Source organism: Stenotrophomonas rhizophila (genome assembly GCF_001704155.1).
Lineage (GTDB): Bacteria > Pseudomonadota > Gammaproteobacteria > Xanthomonadales > Xanthomonadaceae > Stenotrophomonas > Stenotrophomonas rhizophila_A.
In genome coordinates this window covers 3,398,239-3,417,098 of record NZ_CP016294.1, presented here as the reverse complement: position 1 = coordinate 3,417,098, position 18,860 = coordinate 3,398,239, and the positions used below count along the sequence as shown (strand labels likewise).

14 protein-coding genes are annotated in these 18,860 nt (G+C 67.7%); 11 read left to right on the top strand and 3 right to left on the bottom strand.

What is annotated here, in order from left to right; all coding sequences use genetic code 11:
• Window positions 1-323 precede the first annotated feature (323 nt).
• Window positions 324-950 (bottom strand): OmpW/AlkL family protein, encoded by a 627-nt coding sequence (locus tag BAY15_RS15215; protein ID WP_068853853.1) that lies wholly within the window; start codon window positions 948-950, stop codon window positions 324-326.
• A 200-nt stretch (window positions 951-1,150) separates the two neighbouring features.
• On the opposite strand from BAY15_RS15215, the gene gap reads away from it, so the two are divergent.
• The 8 genes from gap (at window position 1,151) to BAY15_RS15175 (ending at window position 12,741) form a co-directional block, all read left to right on the top strand.
• Window positions 1,151-2,155 (top strand): type I glyceraldehyde-3-phosphate dehydrogenase, encoded by a 1,005-nt coding sequence (gap, locus tag BAY15_RS15210; protein WP_068854751.1) that lies wholly within the window; start codon window positions 1,151-1,153, stop codon window positions 2,153-2,155.
• Window positions 2,156-2,548: 393 nt separating this feature from the next.
• On the top strand, window positions 2,549-5,194 hold the full coding sequence (locus BAY15_RS15205; protein ID WP_068853852.1) for a DUF2339 domain-containing protein: 2,646 nt from the start codon (window positions 2,549-2,551) through the stop codon (window positions 5,192-5,194).
• The gene (locus BAY15_RS15200; RefSeq protein ID WP_068853851.1) at window positions 5,191-6,552 is read left to right on the top strand and encodes a DUF3999 domain-containing protein; all 1,362 of its coding nucleotides are present in this window, start codon (window positions 5,191-5,193) and stop codon (window positions 6,550-6,552) included. Before BAY15_RS15205 ends, BAY15_RS15200 begins: the two co-directional genes overlap by 4 nt.
• A gap of 92 nt (window positions 6,553-6,644) precedes the next feature.
• Window positions 6,645-7,820, top strand: a complete 1,176-nt coding sequence (locus tag BAY15_RS15195; protein ID WP_068853850.1) for a phosphoglycerate kinase — start codon at window positions 6,645-6,647, stop codon at window positions 7,818-7,820.
• A complete protein-coding gene (locus tag BAY15_RS15190) occupies window positions 7,817-8,455 on the top strand; it encodes an HAD hydrolase-like protein (protein ID WP_068853849.1) in 639 nt (212 codons plus the stop codon). The genes BAY15_RS15195 and BAY15_RS15190 overlap by 4 nt, the downstream gene beginning before the upstream one ends.
• A 180-nt stretch (window positions 8,456-8,635) precedes the next feature.
• Window positions 8,636-10,102 carry a pyruvate kinase gene (pyk, locus tag BAY15_RS15185; protein ID WP_068853848.1) on the top strand — a complete coding sequence of 489 codons (1,467 nt, stop codon included), beginning with the start codon at window positions 8,636-8,638 and terminating at the stop codon, window positions 10,100-10,102.
• 140 nt (window positions 10,103-10,242) lie between these two features.
• The gene (locus BAY15_RS15180) at window positions 10,243-11,247 is read left to right on the top strand and encodes a class I fructose-bisphosphate aldolase (protein ID WP_068853847.1); all 1,005 of its coding nucleotides are present in this window, start codon (window positions 10,243-10,245) and stop codon (window positions 11,245-11,247) included.
• 78 nt (window positions 11,248-11,325) lie between these two features.
• Window positions 11,326-12,741, top strand: coding sequence for a M1 family metallopeptidase (locus BAY15_RS15175; protein ID WP_083214284.1), 1,416 nt, complete (start codon window positions 11,326-11,328; stop codon window positions 12,739-12,741).
• Here the strand turns inward: BAY15_RS15175 and BAY15_RS15170 are convergent.
• Window positions 12,635-13,231 carry an O-acetyl-ADP-ribose deacetylase gene (locus tag BAY15_RS15170; RefSeq protein WP_068853846.1) on the bottom strand — a complete coding sequence of 199 codons (597 nt, stop codon included), beginning with the start codon at window positions 13,229-13,231 and terminating at the stop codon, window positions 12,635-12,637. The two genes, BAY15_RS15175 and BAY15_RS15170, sit on opposite strands and share 107 nt — an antisense overlap.
• Window positions 13,232-13,461: 230 nt before the next feature.
• Complete coding sequence (cysK, locus tag BAY15_RS15165) at window positions 13,462-14,421, bottom strand: cysteine synthase A (protein ID WP_068853845.1); 960 nt, start codon at window positions 14,419-14,421, stop codon at window positions 13,462-13,464.
• Between the two features lie 169 nt (window positions 14,422-14,590).
• On the opposite strand from cysK, the gene BAY15_RS15160 reads away from it, so the two are divergent.
• The 3 genes from BAY15_RS15160 to BAY15_RS15150 all read left to right on the top strand — a co-directional run bounded on the left by BAY15_RS15160 (window position 14,591) and on the right by BAY15_RS15150 (window position 18,492).
• Entirely contained in the window at window positions 14,591-15,574 is a 984-nt protein-coding gene (locus BAY15_RS15160) for a LysR family transcriptional regulator (RefSeq protein WP_068853844.1), read from the top strand.
• A 261-nt stretch (window positions 15,575-15,835) separates the two neighbouring features.
• Window positions 15,836-16,357, top strand: a complete 522-nt coding sequence (locus BAY15_RS15155; RefSeq protein WP_068853843.1) for a DUF2946 family protein — start codon at window positions 15,836-15,838, stop codon at window positions 16,355-16,357.
• A gap of 74 nt (window positions 16,358-16,431) precedes the next feature.
• On the top strand, window positions 16,432-18,492 hold the full coding sequence (locus tag BAY15_RS15150) for a TonB-dependent copper receptor (protein ID WP_068853842.1): 2,061 nt from the start codon (window positions 16,432-16,434) through the stop codon (window positions 18,490-18,492).
• Window positions 18,493-18,860 lie beyond the last annotated feature (368 nt).

The window sequence follows — 18,860 nt, the reverse complement described above, 5'->3', positions numbered from 1 at the left end:
AGCGGCTGGAGAGAGGCGGGATGGGGGGTGCCGGTAGGCTGGCCATGCATGCTTGGCTGCGCCTGCCCGCTCTCCGATGAATTGTTGCCGGACACGTCACTACGATTGACTACGCCAATTGACGCGAGCAGCGTGTGTGGTCTTGCTCAATCGATCCATGTCGCTGCACGCACCGCAGCGCGTTCCTCGATTCAGTCCATTGATCGAATCGATCGTTCTAATTGACGTGGTGATGAACAGTGCTGCAACAAGGCAAAAAAAATCCCCGGCCAAGGCCGGGGAAATGCGTTGCTGCGAGGTTGGGGGCGGCGCTGACCGGTGGGTCAGAACTTGAACACGTAGGACACGCCGTAGGCCAGCGGGTCGATCTTGACGGTGCCCAGCTTGGTGCCATCCAGCTTGACGTCGCTGTCGATGTCGATCCAGCGCACGTCGACGCGCAGGGCGCCCTTGTCGGCGATGGCGAAGTCGACGCCGGCGTGTGCGGCCAGGCCCCACGAGTCTTCCAGCTTGAGGCTGCTGCCGGCCAGGGCGCCGCCGGTTTCTTCGCTGAAGAAGGTGGTGTAGTTCAGGCCGGCGCCGAGGAACGGGGACACCTTGCCCTTGCCGTTGAAGTGGTACTGCAGGGACACCACCGGCGGCAGGTGCTTGGTGCTGCCAACGCGGCCCAGGCCGTCGATGTTGATGTCGTGCTTGAACGGCAGGGCGGCCAGAAGCTCGATGCCCAGGTTGTCGGCGATGAAGTACTCGCCGGTGATGGTGGGCTTGATGTCGTTGTCGACGTCGACCTTGAGGCCGCCGGCCAGGGTGCCGTTGTTGGACTTGGGGGCCACCTGGTGCACGCCGGCGGCCAGGGTCCAGTCGCCCTTGGACTGGGCCATGGCGGGGCTGGCGGCCAGGGCGAGGGCGGCGGCGAGGCTGGCGGGCAGGAGGAGGGAGGGGGTGCGCATGGTGCGTTCTCGTGGCGGGGTGGAATGGGGCCAGTTTTCCCGTCCGGGCCTTGGCGCGCCTTGATCCGGATCAATCCACGATTTTTACGGGTGTAACCGCTTCCCATCACGATGCCGGGGGCCGGGGTGGGTCGGGCTTTGATAGAATGGCGGCCCTTTCCATCGGCGCCGCTCTGTCGCGGCTGCAGGAGCTTGTGAACATGGCAATCAAGGTTGGCATCAACGGTTTCGGTCGCATCGGGCGCAACGTGCTGCGTTCGGCGGTGCTGAATTTCGGTAATGACATCGAAATCGTGGCCATCAACGATCTGCTGGAGCCGGATTACCTGGCGTACATGCTGAAGTACGACTCGGTGCATGGCCGCTTCAAGGCAGACGTGGAAGTGTCGGGCAGCGACCTGCTGGTCAACGGCAAGAAGATCCGCCTGACCCAGGAACGTGATCCGGCCAACCTGAAGTGGGACGAGGTCGGCGTGGACGTGGTGATCGAGTCCACGGGCCTGTTCCTGACCAAGGAAACGGCGCAGAAGCACATCGATGCGGGCGCGAAGAAGGTGATCCTGTCGGCACCGTCGAAGGACGACACGCCGATGTTCGTGTTCGGTGTGAACGACAAGACCTATGCGGGCGAGGCGATCATCTCCAACGCGTCGTGCACCACCAACTGCCTGGCGCCGCTGGCCAAGGTGATCAACGACAAGTGGGGCATCAAGCGTGGCCTGATGACCACGGTGCACGCGGCGACGGCCACCCAGAAGACTGTGGACGGCCCGTCGAACAAGGACTGGCGCGGTGGCCGCGGTATTCTGGAAAACATCATTCCGTCCTCGACCGGTGCGGCCAAGGCCGTGGGCGTGGTCATTCCGGAGCTGAACAAGAAGCTCACCGGCATGAGCTTCCGCGTGCCGACCTCGGACGTGTCGGTGGTCGATCTGACCGTCGAGCTGGAAAAGGAAGCGACCTACGCCGAGATCTGCGCGGAAGTGAAGGCGCAGAGCGAAGGCGCGCTGAAGGGCATCCTGGGCTACACCGAAGACAAGGTCGTGGCGACCGATTTCCGCGGTGAAACCCACACGTCGGTGTTCGATGCCGACGCCGGCATCGCCCTGGACAGCACGTTCGTGAAGCTGGTGTCCTGGTACGACAACGAGTGGGGCTATTCGAACAAGTGCCTGGAAATGGCCAAGGTCGTCGCCGCGAAGTAATCGCTACGTACGGATCTGAAAGAACGGCGGACTTCGGTTCGCCGTTTTTTTTGGTCGGTACTCGTTGATGGCGCGTGTCGCCGGCCTTCGTCCGGCTGCTGATGATTCTGGGCGAACAGCCTTCGTTTGCCAGATCCTTGGAGGGGGCCGCCGGGTGCGGGGGTACGGGACGCGCCGTGAACCCATCCATGGGGGCTTGGCAAAAACATCCATGTTTTTGACAGTCCCGTACCCCCGCACCCGGCGACCCCTGGCCGGTGGGTCGGTGGCCACGGGAAAGCGGTAGGTACCCCTCTGAGCGGTCTTCCCCCCGATTCAGTTAGCATGATCCCGCTGCCGCTGGCGCCATGCTTGTCTTGATGGGCCGCGGCGTTCCCTTGAGGATGACGCGGAATGGAAGCTTTGATTGTCCTGGCGGTACTGGTGCTGTTGGCCGTGCCGGTGTTGCTGATCGTGGCATTGGTGATGATTTCCGGGCTGCGCCGCAGGGTGGCTGCCTTGGAGCAGGCACGTAGCGACAGTGCCCAACCGGTGGCCCAGCCGGCGGTGAGTGCAGCATGGGAAGAGCGCCCTTATGCGCCGACCCCGGTGGCTGCCCCTGAGGTGCCGCTGACCGACCCAGAGCCCGTGCCCGAGCCGTTTGCTGCGGCTGCGCGGGTTGCGCCGCCGCCGCTGCCCTCCGCTGCTGTCTCCGAACCCGAACCCTTCGTGCCGCCGCCGCCGCGTGGGCCGGACCTGGGCGAGCGGATCGTGGGGACGATCAAGCGCTGGTTCACCGAGGGCAACGTGCCGGTCAAGATCGGCATGCTGGTGCTGCTGGCGGGTGTGGCGGCACTGCTGAAGTATGCGAGCGACCAGGGTTGGCTCAATGCGCCGATCGAGCTGCGGCTGGCGGCGATTGCAGCCGGGGCGCTGGCGGGGCTGGTGTTCGGCTGGGTGCAGCGCGAGCGCCGGCGGATGTTCGCGCTGGCCCTGCAGGGCGGGGCGATTGGCATCCTGCTGCTGACGATCTTCGCGGCGTTCAAGCGCTATGACCTGATCGATCCGGGTATCGCGTTCGCGCTGAGCATCGTGCTGATTGCGGGCATGGGGGTGCTGGCGGTGGTGCAGAACTCTCGCACGCTGGCAGTGCTGGGTATCCTGGCCGGGTTCATGGCGCCGATCTGGCTGTCCACCGGCAGCGGCAACCATGTGGCGCTGTTCTCGTACTACGCGGTGCTCAATGCGGCCATCCTCGCCATTGCGTGGTGGCGGCCGTGGCGCGCGCTCAACCTGCTGGGTTTTGCCTTTACGTTTGGCATCGGCACCACGTGGGGGGTGCTGCAGTACAACGCGGACAAGTTCGCCAGTACCGAGCCGTTCCTGCTGCTGTTCTTTGCGTTCTACCTGGTCATTCCCATCCTGTACGCGCGCCGCCAGCCGGCGGAGAAGCGCGACCTGGTCGATGGAAGCCTGGTGTTTGGCACGCCGCTGATCGCATTCTCGCTGCAGGCGGGCATGCTGCATGATGACCGGCTGCTGCTGGCGCTGTGCGCGCTGGGGGTGGCGGCGTTGTACGCGGGCCTGGCGTGGGCGTTGATCCGGCGGCCGCGCTATGCGGCGCTGGGTCAGTCGCATGCGGTGCTGGCGGTGGGCTTTGCCACGCTGGCGGTGCCGTTGGCGTTGTCGGCACGTGCCACGGCCAGTGTGTTCGCGCTGGAAGGCGCGGCGCTGGTGTGGCTGGGCCTGCGCCAGCAGCGCCTGCTGCCGCAGATCGCCGGCGCGCTGCTGCAGCTGGGTGCTGCGTTCGGCTTCGTGGTGGGGGCCGATTACTGGTTCAACGACGCCACGGCCATCGCCAACCCGACCTTCATGAGCGGGTTGCTGCTGGCGCTGGCCGGGTTTGCGTCGGCCTTCAGCTACCGCCGTGCCGGCCGCGACGCGCCGGCCATCGTGTACTACCTGTGGGGCCTGCTGTGGTGGCTGGGTGGCGCCAGCCATGAGATCACCCGCTTCGTTGCGTTCGACAGCCGCCCGGATGCATTGCTGGTCGTGGTGGCCGTCACCGCATGGATCGCGGCGGAGGTGCACCGGCGCATGCCGGCGCGCGCGCTGGTGTTGACCACGCTGGCCATGCTGCTGTGCGCGTTCCCGCTGGCGCTGTGGCAGGTGGACATCCACCGCCAGCCCTTCGCCGGATATGGCGCGATGGCGTGGGCGGTGTTCGCGGCGCTGGGAGTGCGCAGCCTGTGGTGCCTGCGCGGCGGCCAGGACCGGGCGGCGGTGGCGGCGCAGTTCATCTGGTGGCTGCTGTGGCCGACGGTGCTGTCGCTGGCTGCATCATGGCTGGCCGACCGCTTCGAGCTGGCCCAGGGCTGGGCGCTGGCGGCGACGCTGCTGCCGTGGCTGGCGGTGGTGTTCATCGCACTGCAGCGCTGGCGCTGGTTGACGGTGCCGTTGGGCGAGCGCTTCAACGTGGCGCGCCCTGCGCTGCAGTGCACGTTGTTTGCGGTGCTGGGGCTGGCGTGGATCGGCTTCCTGTTTGCCCCGGGCGCGGCGTGGCCGCTGCCGTGGGTGCCCGTGTTCAACCCGCTGGAGCTGGCGCAGCTGGCCGTGCTGGCGTTGCTGGCGCGGTGGCTGTGGCGCGGCGATGCGCCCGCAGTGCTGCAGGCACGCCGCGTGCCGCTGCTGGCGCTGGCCGGTTTCGTTGCGCTGACCAGCATCACCCTGCATGCCGTGCACCATTGGGGCGGGGTGTCGTGGAACGGGCGGCTGTGGTCGTCCACGCTGGCACAGACCAGTTTGACGGTGGTGTGGAGTGTGCTCGGCGTGATCAGCTGGGTGTGGGGTTCGCGCCGCGGGCAGCGCGCCCTGTGGCTGGTGGGTGCGGTGCTGATGGGCGTGGTGCTGGCCAAGCTGGTGCTGATCGACCGGCAGCACCTGGGCAACCTGCTTGGTATTTCTTCCTTCATCGCCTACGGCCTGCTGTGCACGGTCGTGGGTTATCTGGCGCCGGCTCCGCCGCGGGCGCCGGACCCCATCGTGGAGCCGCAGCCGTGACCTTTCTTCATCGTGTAATCGCCATCGTGTCGCTCGCCGTGGCCACGCCCGCGCTGGCGGCCGATGCGCGCCAGGACTTCCGCGAGCAGTGGCCGCTGCAGCTGTCTGCCGCGCAGGCCGGTGCCTACCGGCTGATGCTGGGCGAGGCGCAGTACCGCAGCGCGGTGTCGCCCCAGTTGGCCGATGTGCAGGTGTTCAATGCGCAGGGTCAGGCCCTGCCGTCGGCGCTGTTCTCGGCCGACCAACCCCTGGCGCAGGCGGCCGAATGGCAGGCGCTGCCCTGGTTCCCGCTGCCGGCGCAGGGCGGTAGCGGCGGCGACGATCTGCAACTGCTGACCGAACGCAACACCGATGGCAGCGTGCGCCGCGTGGAAGCCCGCCTCGGCCGCAGCGTGGGCAACGCATCGCCGGGTGGCTGGCTGGTCGACGCCAGCGCGCTGCGCACCGGCGTGCAGGCCCTGCGCCTGGATTGGGAGGCGCCGCAGGCGCTGCAGGTGAGCGTGCGCGTGGACGCCAGCGACGACCTGCGCGACTGGCAGCGCGTGGCCGACGACGTGCCGCTGGTGGATCTGCAGCACGACGGCCGCCGGCTGCAGCAGCGCCGTATCGAGATCGGCCGCGAAGCGAAGTACTTCCGCATCGTGCCCACCGGCGGCGATGCGCTGCCGGTGCTGTCGGCGGTGCAGGCCGAACGCGTGGCCACGGCGCAGGCGATCGCGTGGCAGTGGCGCGCGCTGGGCGGTGCCGCAGGCAAGCCGGGGGAGTTCGAATACACCCTTGATGGCCGCTTCCCGATCGCGCAGGTGGACATCGCCACGCCGGACAACAGCGTGGTGCAGTGGACCCTGCTCAGCCGCGACGATGCCAACCAGCCCTGGCAGGTCCGCGCAGGGCCGTGGGTGGCCTACCAGCTGCAGGACACCGACGCGCGCCGGCAGTCGCAGACCCAGTCGCTGGCCGTGCCCACGCGGGACCGCTTCTGGAAGCTCACCGCCGCGCAGGGCACGGCGGCGATGCCGGCGCCCACCTTGAAGCTGGGCTACCAGCCCGAGGCGCTGGTGTTCCTGAGCCAGGGCGAGCCGCCCTACAGCGTGGCCGCCGGCAGCGCGCGCGCGGCGCGTACCGATGCCCCGGTGGGCACGGTCATCGCACGCCTGCGCGAGCAGCAGGGCGCGCAGTGGCAACCGGCGCTGGCCACGGTGCAGGGCGCCGCGCAGCCGCTCGGCGGCGACGCGGCCGTGCAGCCGGTACGCGACTGGAAGCGCTGGCTGCTGTGGGGCCTGCTGGTGCTGGGCGTGCTCATCGTCGGCGGGTTCGCGGCCAGCCTGCTGCGACAGGCTGGCCGCGCCAGGGAGTGACGACCAACGGTCGTCACCTACCGGGGCCGTTACAATGGGCGTCTGCGCCGTGCGCGGCGCCCTTTCCTTTTCCGCCAAAGAGTTGCTGCCCCATGTCCATCGTTCGCATGACCGACCTCGACCTTTCCGGCAAGCGCGTGCTGATCCGCCAGGACCTGAACGTGCCGATCGAAAACGGCCGCATCACCTCCGAGCAGCGCATCACTGCATCGCTGCCGACGTTGAAGCTGGCGCTGGAAAAGGGCGCGGCGGTGATGGTCACCTCGCACCTGGGCCGACCCCAGGAAGGCGTCTGGAGCGAAGCCGAGTCGCTGGCCCCGGTGGCGCTGCGCCTGTCGCAGCTGCTGGGCGTGAACGTGCCGCTGGTGCGCGATTGGGTCGACGGCGTGGACGTGGCGCCGGGGTCGATCGTGCTGCTGGAAAACTGCCGCATGAACGTGGGCGAGGGCAAGGATGACGAAGCCCTGTCGCGCAAGTACGCCGCGCTGTGCGATGTGTTCGTGATGGACGCCTTCGGCACGGCGCACCGCGCCCAGGCCTCCACCCACGGCGTGATCCGCTTCGCCCCGGTCGCCGCCGGTGGCCCGCTGCTGATGGCCGAGCTGGACGCGCTGGCCAAGGCGCTGCTGGCTCCGGCGCAGCCGCTGCTGGCGATCGTGGCCGGCAGCAAGGTCAGCACCAAGCTGGAACTGCTGGCCAACCTGGTCGGCAAGGTCGACCAGCTGATCGTGGGGGGCGGCATCGCCAACACCTTCATCGCCGCGGCCGGCTATCCGGTGGGCAAGTCGCTGTACGAGCCGGACCTGCTGGAGACCGCGAAGAAGATCGTGGCCGATGCCAAGGCACGTGGCGCCGATATTCCGCTGCCGACCGACGTGGTGGTGGCCAAGCAGTTCCTCCCGGATGCCGAAGCCACCGTCAAGGCGGTGGCTGACGTGGCCGAAGACGACCTGATCCTGGATATCGGCCCGCAGACCGCCCAGCACTACGCCGGGCTGATCGCCAAGGCCGGCACCGTGGTCTGGAACGGCCCGGTCGGTGTGTTCGAATTCGACGCCTTCAGCCACGGCACCCAGGCGCTGGCCCAGGCCATCGCCAGCTCGCCGGCGTTCTCCATCGCCGGTGGCGGCGACACCCTGGCTGCCGTCGACAAGTACGACATCGCCGACCAGGTCAGCTACATCTCCACCGGCGGTGGCGCCTTCCTCGAGTTCCTCGAAGGCAAGACCCTGCCGGCGGTGGCCGCGCTCGAAGCCCGCGGGGCATGACCTCAACGCTCTTCTTCGATCTCGACGGGACGCTGATCGACTCCGCAGCGGGCATCACCCAATGCGTAGCGCATGCGCTCACCCGGATGGGGCGCCCGGTGCCGCCGCAGGAAGAACTGCGGCGCTGGATCGGCCCGTCGCTGCGCACCAGCTTCGCGCCGTTGTTCGACGATCCGGCCCAGGTGGAGCAGGCGGTGACGTACTACCGCGAACGCTTCGATGTGGTCGGCTGGCGTGAGCACGAGGTCTACCCGCGCATCGGCCAGGTCGTCCAGGCGCTGTACGCCCGCGGCCACCGGCTGGCGATCGTCACGGCCAAGAACGAGCCGCATGCGCGGCGCATCGTCGAGCACCTGCCGTTTGGCGCGTGCTTCGAGGATGTCATCGGCGCCACCCCGGACGGCAGCCGCAGTGAAAAGCCCCAGCTGGTGGCCGAAGCGCTGCGGCGGCTGATGCTGCCGGCGGCACAGTGCTGGATGATCGGTGACCGGCGCATGGATATCGAAGGCGCGCGCCATCACGGCATGCGCAACATCGGCGTGCTGTGGGGCTTTGGCGGTGCCGAAGAACTGCAGGCCGCCGGCGCGCTACACCTGGCGGCGACGCCGGATGCGCTGCTGTCGCTGATCGATTGAGCCACGCGGCGGCGCTCCGTACGCCGCCGCATGTCGTGACCCGGTCCGGTACTGTCCTGAGCGGTCCGGATGGACTGTCTGCAGGACATCGGCGAAACCCAGACGCGACAATGCTGTAAACGTATTCATGGGACGTGAAGGGTGTGCTAATTTCAATCCTTTCCCGGGAGCCCTTTAACCATGATTGAGCGTCAGCGCCGTACGAAGATCCTTGCCACCCTCGGACCGGCAACCGACCCGCCGGGCGTGCTGGAGGATCTGTTCCGCGCCGGCGTGAACGTGGTCCGCCTCAACTTCAGCCACGGTGATCCGTCCGGCCAGGCCAAGCGCGCCGCCGACGTGCGCGCCGCCGCGCAGCGCGTGGGCGTGGAAGTGGGCATCCTGGCCGACCTGCCGGGCCCGAAGATCCGCATCGAGCGTTTCACCGAAGGCAAGATCCACCTCAAGGCGGGCGACCGCTTCGACCTGGTCGCCTCGGCCAATGCGCCGGCCGGCGACACCACCCAGGTGGGCGTGAGCTACCTGGGCCTGCCGCAGGACGTGGTGGCCGGTGACGTGCTGCTGCTCGACGACGGCCTGATGCAGCTGCAGGTGGTCGAAGTGCAGGGCGAGCGCATCGTCAACACCGTGCTCAACGATGGCGTGCTGTCCGACCGCAAGGGCCTGAACAAGCAGGGCGGTGGCCTTTCGCTGGGCGCGCTGACCGAACGCGACAAGGAGCTGATCGGCATCGTGGCCAAGATCGGCGTGGATTTCATCGCCGTGTCCTTCTGCCGCAACGCGCAGGACATGAACGATGCCCGCGCCATCGCCGAATCGCACGGCTGCTACGCCGCGCTGGTCTCCAAGATCGAGCGCACCGAAGCCATCGAGAACCTCGAAGAAATCGTCGACGCCAGCGATGTGGTGATGGTGGCGCGCGGTGACCTGGGCGTGGAAATCGGCGATGCCGAACTGCCGGGCCTGCAGAAGAAGATCATCAAGGCCTCGCTGGCCCAGAACAAGGTGGTGATCACCGCCACCCAGATGCTGCAGTCGATGGTCGAAAGCCCGATCCCGACCCGCGCCGAAGTGCTGGACGTGGCCAACTCGGTCATCGACGGTACCGATGCGGTGATGCTGTCGGCCGAAACCGCCGCCGGCGCCTACCCGGTGAAAGCCGTGGAAGCCATGGCGCGCATCTGCCTGGGTGCCGAACGCCAGTTCCAGACCGAAACCGATTTCGGCGCCTCGCCGCGCAACCTGGAGCGTGCCGACCAGGCCATCGCGATGGCCACCATGTTCCTGTCCCAGCACGTGGGCGTGCGCGCGATCGTGGCGATGACCGAATCCGGTGGCACCGCCCGTTACCTGTCGCGCTTCCGCGCCTCGGCCCCCGTGTTCGCGGTGACCCGCCACGACGGTGCCCGCCGCCAGATGGCGCTGATGCGCGATGTGTTCCCGATCAACTTCGACAGCCGCGGCTTCACCCCGCGCGAAGCCGCACGCGGCAGCATCCGCCTGCTGGTGGAAGCCAACCAGCTGCAGGCCGGCGACCGCGTGGTGTTCACCAGCGGCGAGCACATGGAAACCCATGGCGCCACCAACACTCTGCGCCTGCTGGAAGTAGGTGAAGACGGCCGCGCCAGCGGCTTGGGCGACCTGTAAGGAACGCCGGACGCTGGGTCGCACGCCGACCCAGCGGTCCACCCGTTCACATTGAAAGCGCTTCCATCCCCCATGAACGGCCAGTTCACGGGAGGGGACCGCTATAATCGTGTTTTTCCCGCACCCGCCACAGGAAATACATGAGCATCGAACAGCTGGCCGAAACCGCCCAGGCCATGGTCGCCCCGGGCAAGGGCGTCATCGCCATCGACGAATCCACCGGTACCATCGCCAAGCGCTTCGCCAGCGTGGGCATCGAGAACACCGAAGAGAACCGTCGTGCCTACCGCGAGCTGCTGCTGACCACGCCGAAGCTCAACGAGCACATTTCCGGCGCGATCCTGTACGACGAAACCATCCGCCAGTCCACCAAGGACGGCGTGCCGTTCGCCAAGTACATGGCCGACAACGGCATGATCCCGGGCATCAAGGTCGACAAGGGCGCCCACCCGCTGGCCGGCTGCCCGGGCGAGCTGGTCACCGAAGGCCTCGACGGCCTGCGTGAGCGCCTGCAGGAGTACTACAAGCTGGGTGCGCGTTTCGCCAAGTGGCGTGCGGTGATCAACATCGGCGAAAGCATTCCGTCGGGTACCTGCATCGAGTCCAACGCCCATGCGCTGGCCCGTTATGCCGCGCTGTGCCAGGAATGCGGCCTGGTGCCGATGGTGGAGCCGGAAGTGATCATGGACGGCGACCACGACATCGAAACCTGCTACGAAGTCACCGAAGCCACCCTGCGTTCGCTGTTCGACGCGCTGTACCAGCAGAACGTGCTGCTGGAAGGCACCATCCTGAAGGCCTCGATGGTCATCTCCGGCAAGGGCTGCGAAGAGCAGGCCGACGTCGAGGAAGTGGCTGAATCGACCGTCATGTGCCTCAAGAGCACCGTGCCGGCGATCCTGCCGGGCGTGGTGTTCCTGTCCGGCGGCCAGGGTGACGAGCAGTCCACCGCGCACCTCAACGCCATGAACCAGATGGGCAACCTGCCGTGGCCGCTGAGCTTCTCCTACGGCCGCGCCATGCAGCAGGCCGCGCTGAAGCTGTGGGCCAAGGACACCAAGGCCAACGTCGCCAAGGCACAGCAGACCGTGTACGACCGCGCGAAGGAAAACGGCCAGGCTGCACTGGGCAAGTGGAACGGCTGATTTTCGCCAACCGCATGTGATAGAAAAAGACGCCGGCTGCATGCCGGCGTTTTTTTTTACCCAAGGGATTCCATGACCATGCGCGCAGGATGGCTGCTGTTGTTGCTTTTGTCGGCGTCCAACGCGGCCCATGCCGCGCGCGGTTTCGATGTGTTGGACTATGACGTCGCGCTGGTGCCCGACATCGCCGCCGGCCAGGTCGTTGGCAGGCAGGTTGTGCTGTTGCGCTCGGAGACGGCTGGCCTGGCGCAGATACAGCTCGACAGCGGCGAGCTCAAGATCAACTCGGTCGGCATGAGCGGGCGGCCGCTGCGCTTCCAACAGCAGCAGGCAACCGTCACCATCTTTTTTGACGCACCGCTCAAACGCGACGAACAGGCGGTGCTGCAGATCACCTATAGCGGCACGCCGGCGTACGGCCTCGAATTCGCCCCCGGGCGCAGCGAGGTCTACACCATCTTCTCCACCAGCCAGTGGATGCCCTCGGTGGATGCACCCGATGAGCGCGCCACGCTGTCCCTGTCGGTGACGTTGCCCAACGATCTGCTTGCCACCGGCAGCGGTCGCACGCTGCCCGCACGTACGCTCGCCGACGGCCGCATCGAACACCGCTGGCGGCTGGATACGCCGATGCCCGGCTACGTGTACGGGTTTGCCGCAGGCCGCTACCAGCAGGCGCGCGCACGACAGGGCGACACCGCGCTGCGCTTCCTGTCCGCCGAACGCTCGCCCGGGCAGCTGCAGGCGATCTTCGCGCGCACCGGTGACATGCTGGATTTCTTTGCCGCGCGTGCAGGCCTGCCTTATCGCGGCGACTACGAACAGGCGCTGGTGGCCGACACCATCGGCCAGGAAATGGCCGGGCTGTCGCTGATGTCAGAGGCGTACGGGCAGGAAGTGCTGGACGACCCGGACCACGTCGCCCTGATCGCCCACGAAGCCGCCCACCAGTGGTGGGGCAACCGGGTGACGTGCATCGGCTGGGAGCACTTCTGGCTCAACGAAGGTTTCGCCAATTTCATGACCGCCGCCTACCTGCAGCAGGCGCAGGGCGAAGCGGCGTACCAGGCGCAGGTGCAGCGCTGGCGCACGCGGGTGGAGGCGCTGCGTGCCAAAGGCGCCGACCACGCGCTGGTGTATGGGAGCTGGAAGGCGCCTACCGGTGATGACCGCGCCGTGGTGTACCAGAAGGGGGCTTACGTACTGCACCTGCTGCGCGAGGCGTTGGGTGAAGAAGCGTTCTGGCGTGGCATCCGCGAGTACACCCGCGCACATGATGGAAAGAGCGTGGAGACCGCGGATTTCCAGCAGGCGATGGAACACGCAGCAGGGCGTTCACTGCGGCTGTTCTTCAACGAATGGGTATATGCGCCAACGCCCGTCCGGCCTACGGTGCTGCAGCTGGAAGCTCCATCCCAGCAGCCAGCGGCGGCAACGGCCCTGCCACCTCCACCGGTTGCCCCAGCGCCGCAAGCGCCTGCTGGTACACCTTGAAGGTCGCGGCGTTATAGGCCACCAGGATGATCCGCTGCGGTTCGCGGTGCGAACGCTGCCACGTCAATGTCTCGGTGGCCGCGATATGCGCGGCCTGGTGCAGCGGGTAGCCGAACACGCCGCAGCTGATCGCCGGGAACGCGATCGACGTCAGGCCCAGTTTCTCGGCCAGCTGCAGCGATTTCCAGTAGCAGTTGGCCAGCAGCGCCGGCTCATCGCGCAGACCGTCCTGCCACACCGGGCCCACCGTGTGCAGCACGTGCTTCGCCGGCAGGTTGTAGCCGGCCGTGGCGCGCACCTCACCGGTCGGGCAGCGCATGCCCGGGCGGATCTCCGGCAACGCCGCACACTCGGCCAGCAGCTGCGGGCCGGCCGCGCGATGGATCGCCCCATCCACGCCACCCCCGCCAAGCAGGGACTCGTTGGCCGCATTGACGATCGCATCCACCGCCAGGGTCGTGATGTCGCCCTGCCACACTTCGATCTTCATGCGTGCCGCTCCTTCTATACCGGGTCCATACAACGGGATGACTGCCGCCACACACGCTAGCGGCCAGGGCATCTAGGCTGCGTCATCGTCGTCTCAGGCAGTGCGACCCGGCGGGCACCGCCCAACATCGCTACCTTGCGGCGGGCTGGCTTCACGGCAGATGAAGGTCGCGTTGGAAACGAAAACGCCCACCGCAGCGGTGGGCGTCACGTTCAGCCAAAGCAACCGGTTCAGGGGGTGCCGGCCAGCCACTCGTCGTCGGAGCCTTCGTTGATGTCGGCAAACAGCGGCGTGGAGAAGTAGCGCTCGCCGGTATCGGGCAACATCGCCAGCAGCACGCTCCCAGGCTCAGCCTTGGCCGCCACATCCAGCGCGCTGGCCACCGTGGCACCGGCCGAGATGCCGACGAAGATGCCTTCCTCGGCCGCCAGCCGGCGAGACGTTTCAATCGCGCGGGCGTCGTCGATGCTCAGCAGTTCGTCGTAGACCTCGCGGTTGAGCACGTCCGGCACGAAGTCCGGGGTCCAGCCCTGGATCTTGTGCGGCTTCCACTCCGCCCCGCCCAGCAGCGCGGCGCCTTCCGGTTCGGTGGCGATGATGCGCGTTTCCGGGCGGGCCACCTTCAGCACCTCGCCCACCCCGGTGAGGGTGCCGCCGGTGCCCCAGCCGGTCACGAAGTAGTCCAGACGCTTGCCGGCGAAATCGCGCAGGATCTCGGCCGCCGTGGTGTTGCGGTGGTAGGCCGGGTTGGCCGGGTTGGTGAACTGGCTGGCCAGGAACCAGCCGTGTTCCTCGGCCAGCTCGCGGGCGCGCTTGACCATGCCCGAACCGCGCTCGGCGGCCGGGGTCAGGATCACCTTGGCGCCATAGGCGCGCATCAGCTTGCGGCGCTCGATCGAGAAGGTCTCCACCATCGTGGCAACGAACTTGTAGCCGCGTGCGGCGGCCACCATGGCCAGCGCCACGCCGGTGTTGCCGGAGGTGGCCTCCACGATGGTGTCGCCGGGCTTGAGCACCCCGCGGGCTTCGGCGTCCAGGATGATCGCAAGCGCCAGGCGGTCTTTCACCGAGCCGCCGGGATTGAACGATTCCACCTTCGCGTACAGGGTGACGTGGTCGGGGGCAATGCGGTTCAGGCGCACCACCGGGGTATTGCCGATGGTGTCCAGGATCGAGTTGTACAGGGCCATGGGAATGCTCCACGGAAGAGGGATGACGGGTTCCGCCAGACCGTAGCGCCGGCATATGAGCGCGCGAAATGACCTGATTACCTTCATAAACAACATTTGGTTATAAGCTGGTGACGGCAACTGCCTTACAGTCGGCTTGACCCCCTTCCTTCCTGCTGCGCGCACGCCCATGACGCTGACCCAACTCCGTTACCTGGTCGCCATCGCCGACGCCGAGCTCAACATCACGCTGGCGGCCTCCCGGGTGCATGCCACCCAGCCCGGGCTGTCCAAGCAGCTCAAGCAGCTGGAAGATGAACTGGGCTTCCTGCTGTTCGTGCGCAAGGGCCGCAGCCTGGAAGCGGTGACCCCTGCCGGCGTGGAAGTGATCGGCCGCGCCCGCGCGGTGCTGTCCGAAGCCAACAACATCCGCACCTACGCCGCCAATCAACGCCGCGAGAGCCAAGGCCAGCTGATCCTGACCACCACCCACACCCAGGCCCGCTTCGTGCTGCCGCCGGCGGTGGCGCGCATCAAGCAGGCCTACCCGCAGGTAAGCGTGCACCTGCAGCAGGCCGCCGAAAGCGACGCGCTGGATCTGCTCAGCCAGGGCGATGCGGATATCGCCATCATCAGCACCGCCGGTGCCGAACCCACCGCCGGCATCGCCATTCCGCTGTACCGCTGGCGCCGGCTGGTGCTGGTACCGCGCGGCCATCCGCTCGACCGCCCCGGTGCCGCCCCGGACCTGCAGGCGCTGTCGACCCAGCCGCTGATCAGCTACGAATCCTCCACCCGCGGCAGCTCCTCGCTGCAGCGTGCCTTCGCTGCCTCCGGGCTGACCCCGGACATCGCGCTGACCGCGCTGGATGCGGACCTGATCAAGACCTACGTGCGCACCGGCCTGGGCGTGGGCCTGCTGGCCGAAATGGCGGTCAATGCCGGCGATGAAGACCTGCGCTCGTGGCCGGCGCCGGCGCCGATCGACGAATGCATCGCCTGGGCGGTGCTGCCGCGCGACCGCGTGCTGCGCGACTACGCGCTGGAACTGGTGCACGTGCTGGCCCCGCAGATCGACACCCGTGACCTGCGCCGGGTCATCGACGGCAACCAGGAGGCCGACTGGCCGTTGCCGCCGACGTGGGAATCGCTGACCCAGACCATTACGGTCTAGGGGCTTCGGTTTCGGTTGGGTTGAACGCCGGTGGGAAGGTGGCCGCCGCCGTTGTGTCGGCTTCGGGTGCTTGGGCCGCGCTGCGCGCGGTGTCCGGCCAACGGCCGGGGCTACGAATTCATACGGGCCCAAAAGGATCGGGATCAATCAACCAACGGCGCCGCAAACCCTCGGTAGCGCCGGCCGTTGGCCGGCCCTCTGCGACGGTTGGTCGCACGGAAGGCCGGGGTCCACGCGGACCGAGGGCGCTACCATGGCGGGGTGAACCGCCGTCGTCGCCCGTTTGCCGTCCTGCTGCAGCTCGCCTTCGTGGCGACGCTGCTGATGGCGTTGGCGCCACTGGTCAGCCGCTGGCAGCAGGCCCAGGGCCCGTCGGTGATGCTGATGCCCGGCGGCATGGCGCACGTGATGCCCAGCGGCGCAGCCGAGATTGACCCCACGCCGGATTCCGGCATGTCGCATCACGACATGCACGCGATGGTGGCAAGCGACAGCGCGACGCATGCCATGGCGATGCACGACATGCCCATGCACGACATGTCTGGCCATGCCGCCGCACCGGCTGACCCTGCACCTGGCCCCCCCATCGACCCGCATGCCGGCCATGGCGAGGCCTGCGAATACTGCATGATGGCCTCGCGCCTGATGCCGTGGCTGGCAGTGCTGATCGTCCTGCTGCCGGCGCTGCCAGTCATCGCGCCACCGGTGCTGCGCACCGTCGCCGCGCCGCGCAGCCTGCGCTGGCCTGCCCACGCCGCGCGTGGTCCCCCGCTTCACGCCTGAAACCGCCCTTTCATTTTCCTGCTGCGCGACGCCGTGATGGCGCCGCGCGCCTGTGCGTTTTCCGGAGTTCCAGCATGAAGCTTTCCTCCCGCAGCGCGGGCGCACTGACGCGCCTGTCTGTTTCCCTGTCGCTTGCCCTGGCCGCGCTGCCGCTGCAGGCCGCCGAGCGCGACGACGCGCGCACGCTCGACACCCTGGTGGTCACCGCCAGTGCGCCCTCGTCGCCGCTGCACTGGGTCACCGACCCGCGCCTGCCGCGCCAGCCGGTACCGGCCAGCGACGGTGCCGATTACCTCAAGACCGTGCCCGGCTTCGCCGCCATCCGCAATGGCGGCACCAATGGCGACCCGGTGCTGCGCGGCATGTTCGGTTCGCGCCTGAACATCGTCAGCAACGAAGGCAACCTGATCGGTGCCTGCCCCTCGCGCATGGACAACCCGCTGTCCTACATCGCCCCGGAAACCTTCGACCGGCTGACCATCATCAAAGGCCCGCAGAGCGTGCGCTGGGGTGCCGGCGCTTCAGCGGGCACGGTGCGGTTCGAACGCGATACCCCGCGTTTCGACGCCCCGGGCATCGACCTGGACGCCAGCGCGCTGGTCGGCTCGCGCAACCGCAACGACCAGGTGCTGGACCTCACCGCCGGTGCCTCGCAGGGCTACGTGCGCGTCAACGGCAACCGCTCCGAAGCCGATGACTACAAGGACGGCAATGGCGAGGTGGTGCCGTCCAGGTGGCGCAAGTGGAACAGCGATGTCGCCGTCGGCTGGACCCCGGATGCCGACACCGTGCTGGAGCTCTCCGCCGGCACCGGCGATGCCATCGCGCGCTACGCCGGGCGTGGCATGGATGGCGCCGCGTTCAAGCGCACCAGCTACGCCGCCCGCTTCGAGCGCGACAACCTGCCCGGCGCGTGGGACAAACTGCAGGCCAACGTCTACTACAACGACGCCGACCACGTCATGGACAACTACACCCTGCGCGAGCCGAACCCGGCCAGCAGCATGCCGATGCCCATGGCCTCGAATGTCGATCGCCGCACCACCGGCGGGCGCATCGCCTCCGAATGGCGCTGGCAGGACATCGCCATCGTCGCCGGCGTGGACGCGCTCGACAGCCGCCACCGCAGCCGCAACGGCATGGGCCGCAACACCTACCGGCTCACGCCATGGTCGACCGACGCACGCCAGAAGAACCAGGGCGTGTTCACCGAGATCACCCTGGGCGAAGCCACCGCGCAACGTTGGGTCAGCGGGCTGCGCATCGATCGCGCGGAAGTCACCGACGAGCGCGCCACCACCGGCATGATGGCGATGCCGAACCCGACCGCCGGGCAGCGCCGCCGCGAAGACCTGGGCAGTGGTTTCCTGCGTTTCGAACGGGACATCGGCAGCGCGCTGACCACCTACGCCGGTATCGGCCACAGCGAGCGCATGCCCGATTACTGGGAGCTGTTCTCGCCTGACATGGGACCGGCCGGCAGCATCAACGCTTTCAGCGCGGTGCAGCCGGAAAAAACCACCCAGCTCGACATCGGCCTGCAGTACCGGGATGAGCGGATGAACGCATGGGTCTCGGCGTATGCCGGGCGCCTCCAGGACTACATCCTGTTCACCTACCGCGACGGCGGCATGATGGGCAGCACCACCCAGGCCAGCAACATCGATGCGCGGATTGCCGGTGCCGAAGCGGGCGCCGAGTTCGCGCTCGGGCAGGGCTGGAAACTCGGCGGCACGCTCGCCTACGCATGGGGCGAAAACCGCACCGATGGCGGCGCACTGCCGCAGATGCCGCCGCTGGAAGCACGCCTGAGCGCAGGCTGGGAAGGCGCGCGCTGGAGTGCAGGTGCACTCGCCCGCGCAGTGACCCGCCAGCACCGCGTGGCGCCGGGGCAGGGCAACGTGGTCGCGCGTGACCTGGGCCCAAGCGCAGGCTTCGCCACGCTCGCGCTCAACGCCGGCTACCGGATCAGCGACGCCCTGCAGCTCAGCGCAGGCGTGGACAACCTGTTCGACCGCGTCTACAGCGAGCACCTCAACCTCGCCGGCAGCGCCGATTTCGGCTTCCCCGCCGATCCGGTGCGCATCAACGAACCCGGCCGCACGGTCTGGATGAAGGTGAACTACCGGTATTGAGGCAACGACCAAGCGCGTTGGTCGGCGCTTCCGCACGGTGGTGTGCACTTCAATGGCCGCATGCATGAAACCGTCGGGAGGTGGGCGGGTACCCCCATCCGGGACTGTCAAAAACATGGATGTTTTTGCCAAGCCCCCATGGATGGGTTCACGGCGTGTCCCGGATGGGGGTACCCGCCCGCCTCGGCGCGGATGAATTGAAACGCCGGCTCTTCGCGATCAACCAGGCTCCGGGCGCGACGCAATCCGACATGCGCTGACACACGCCGTTACATGCCCCGAAGGCCCCAGCACGAAAGGGGTTGCGCGTGTCACCGGGTGATGTGAAGGTGCCGGTAAACGCTTGGCACATATGCCTGACGCGGGCG

Bases quoted from the DNA above. Each gene is read 5' to 3' on its own strand.
- BAY15_RS15215 (WP_068853853.1), bottom strand. From the start codon at position 950: ATGCGCACCCCCTCCCTCCTCCTGCCCGCCAGCCTCGCCGCCGCCCTC.
- gap (WP_068854751.1), top strand. From the start codon at position 1,151: ATGGCAATCAAGGTTGGCATCAACGGTTTCGGTCGCATCGGGCGCAAC.
- BAY15_RS15205 (WP_068853852.1), top strand. From the start codon at position 2,549: ATGGAAGCTTTGATTGTCCTGGCGGTACTGGTGCTGTTGGCCGTGCCG.
- BAY15_RS15195 (WP_068853850.1), top strand. From the start codon at position 6,645: ATGTCCATCGTTCGCATGACCGACCTCGACCTTTCCGGCAAGCGCGTG.
- BAY15_RS15190 (WP_068853849.1), top strand. From the start codon at position 7,817: ATGACCTCAACGCTCTTCTTCGATCTCGACGGGACGCTGATCGACTCC.
- pyk (WP_068853848.1), top strand. From the start codon at position 8,636: ATGATTGAGCGTCAGCGCCGTACGAAGATCCTTGCCACCCTCGGACCG.
- BAY15_RS15180 (WP_068853847.1), top strand. From the start codon at position 10,243: ATGAGCATCGAACAGCTGGCCGAAACCGCCCAGGCCATGGTCGCCCCG.
- BAY15_RS15175 (WP_083214284.1), top strand. From the start codon at position 11,326: ATGCGCGCAGGATGGCTGCTGTTGTTGCTTTTGTCGGCGTCCAACGCG.
- BAY15_RS15170 (WP_068853846.1), bottom strand. From the start codon at position 13,231: ATGAAGATCGAAGTGTGGCAGGGCGACATCACGACCCTGGCGGTGGAT.
- cysK (WP_068853845.1), bottom strand. From the start codon at position 14,421: ATGGCCCTGTACAACTCGATCCTGGACACCATCGGCAATACCCCGGTG.
- BAY15_RS15160 (WP_068853844.1), top strand. From the start codon at position 14,591: ATGACGCTGACCCAACTCCGTTACCTGGTCGCCATCGCCGACGCCGAG.
- BAY15_RS15150 (WP_068853842.1), top strand. From the start codon at position 16,432: ATGAAGCTTTCCTCCCGCAGCGCGGGCGCACTGACGCGCCTGTCTGTT.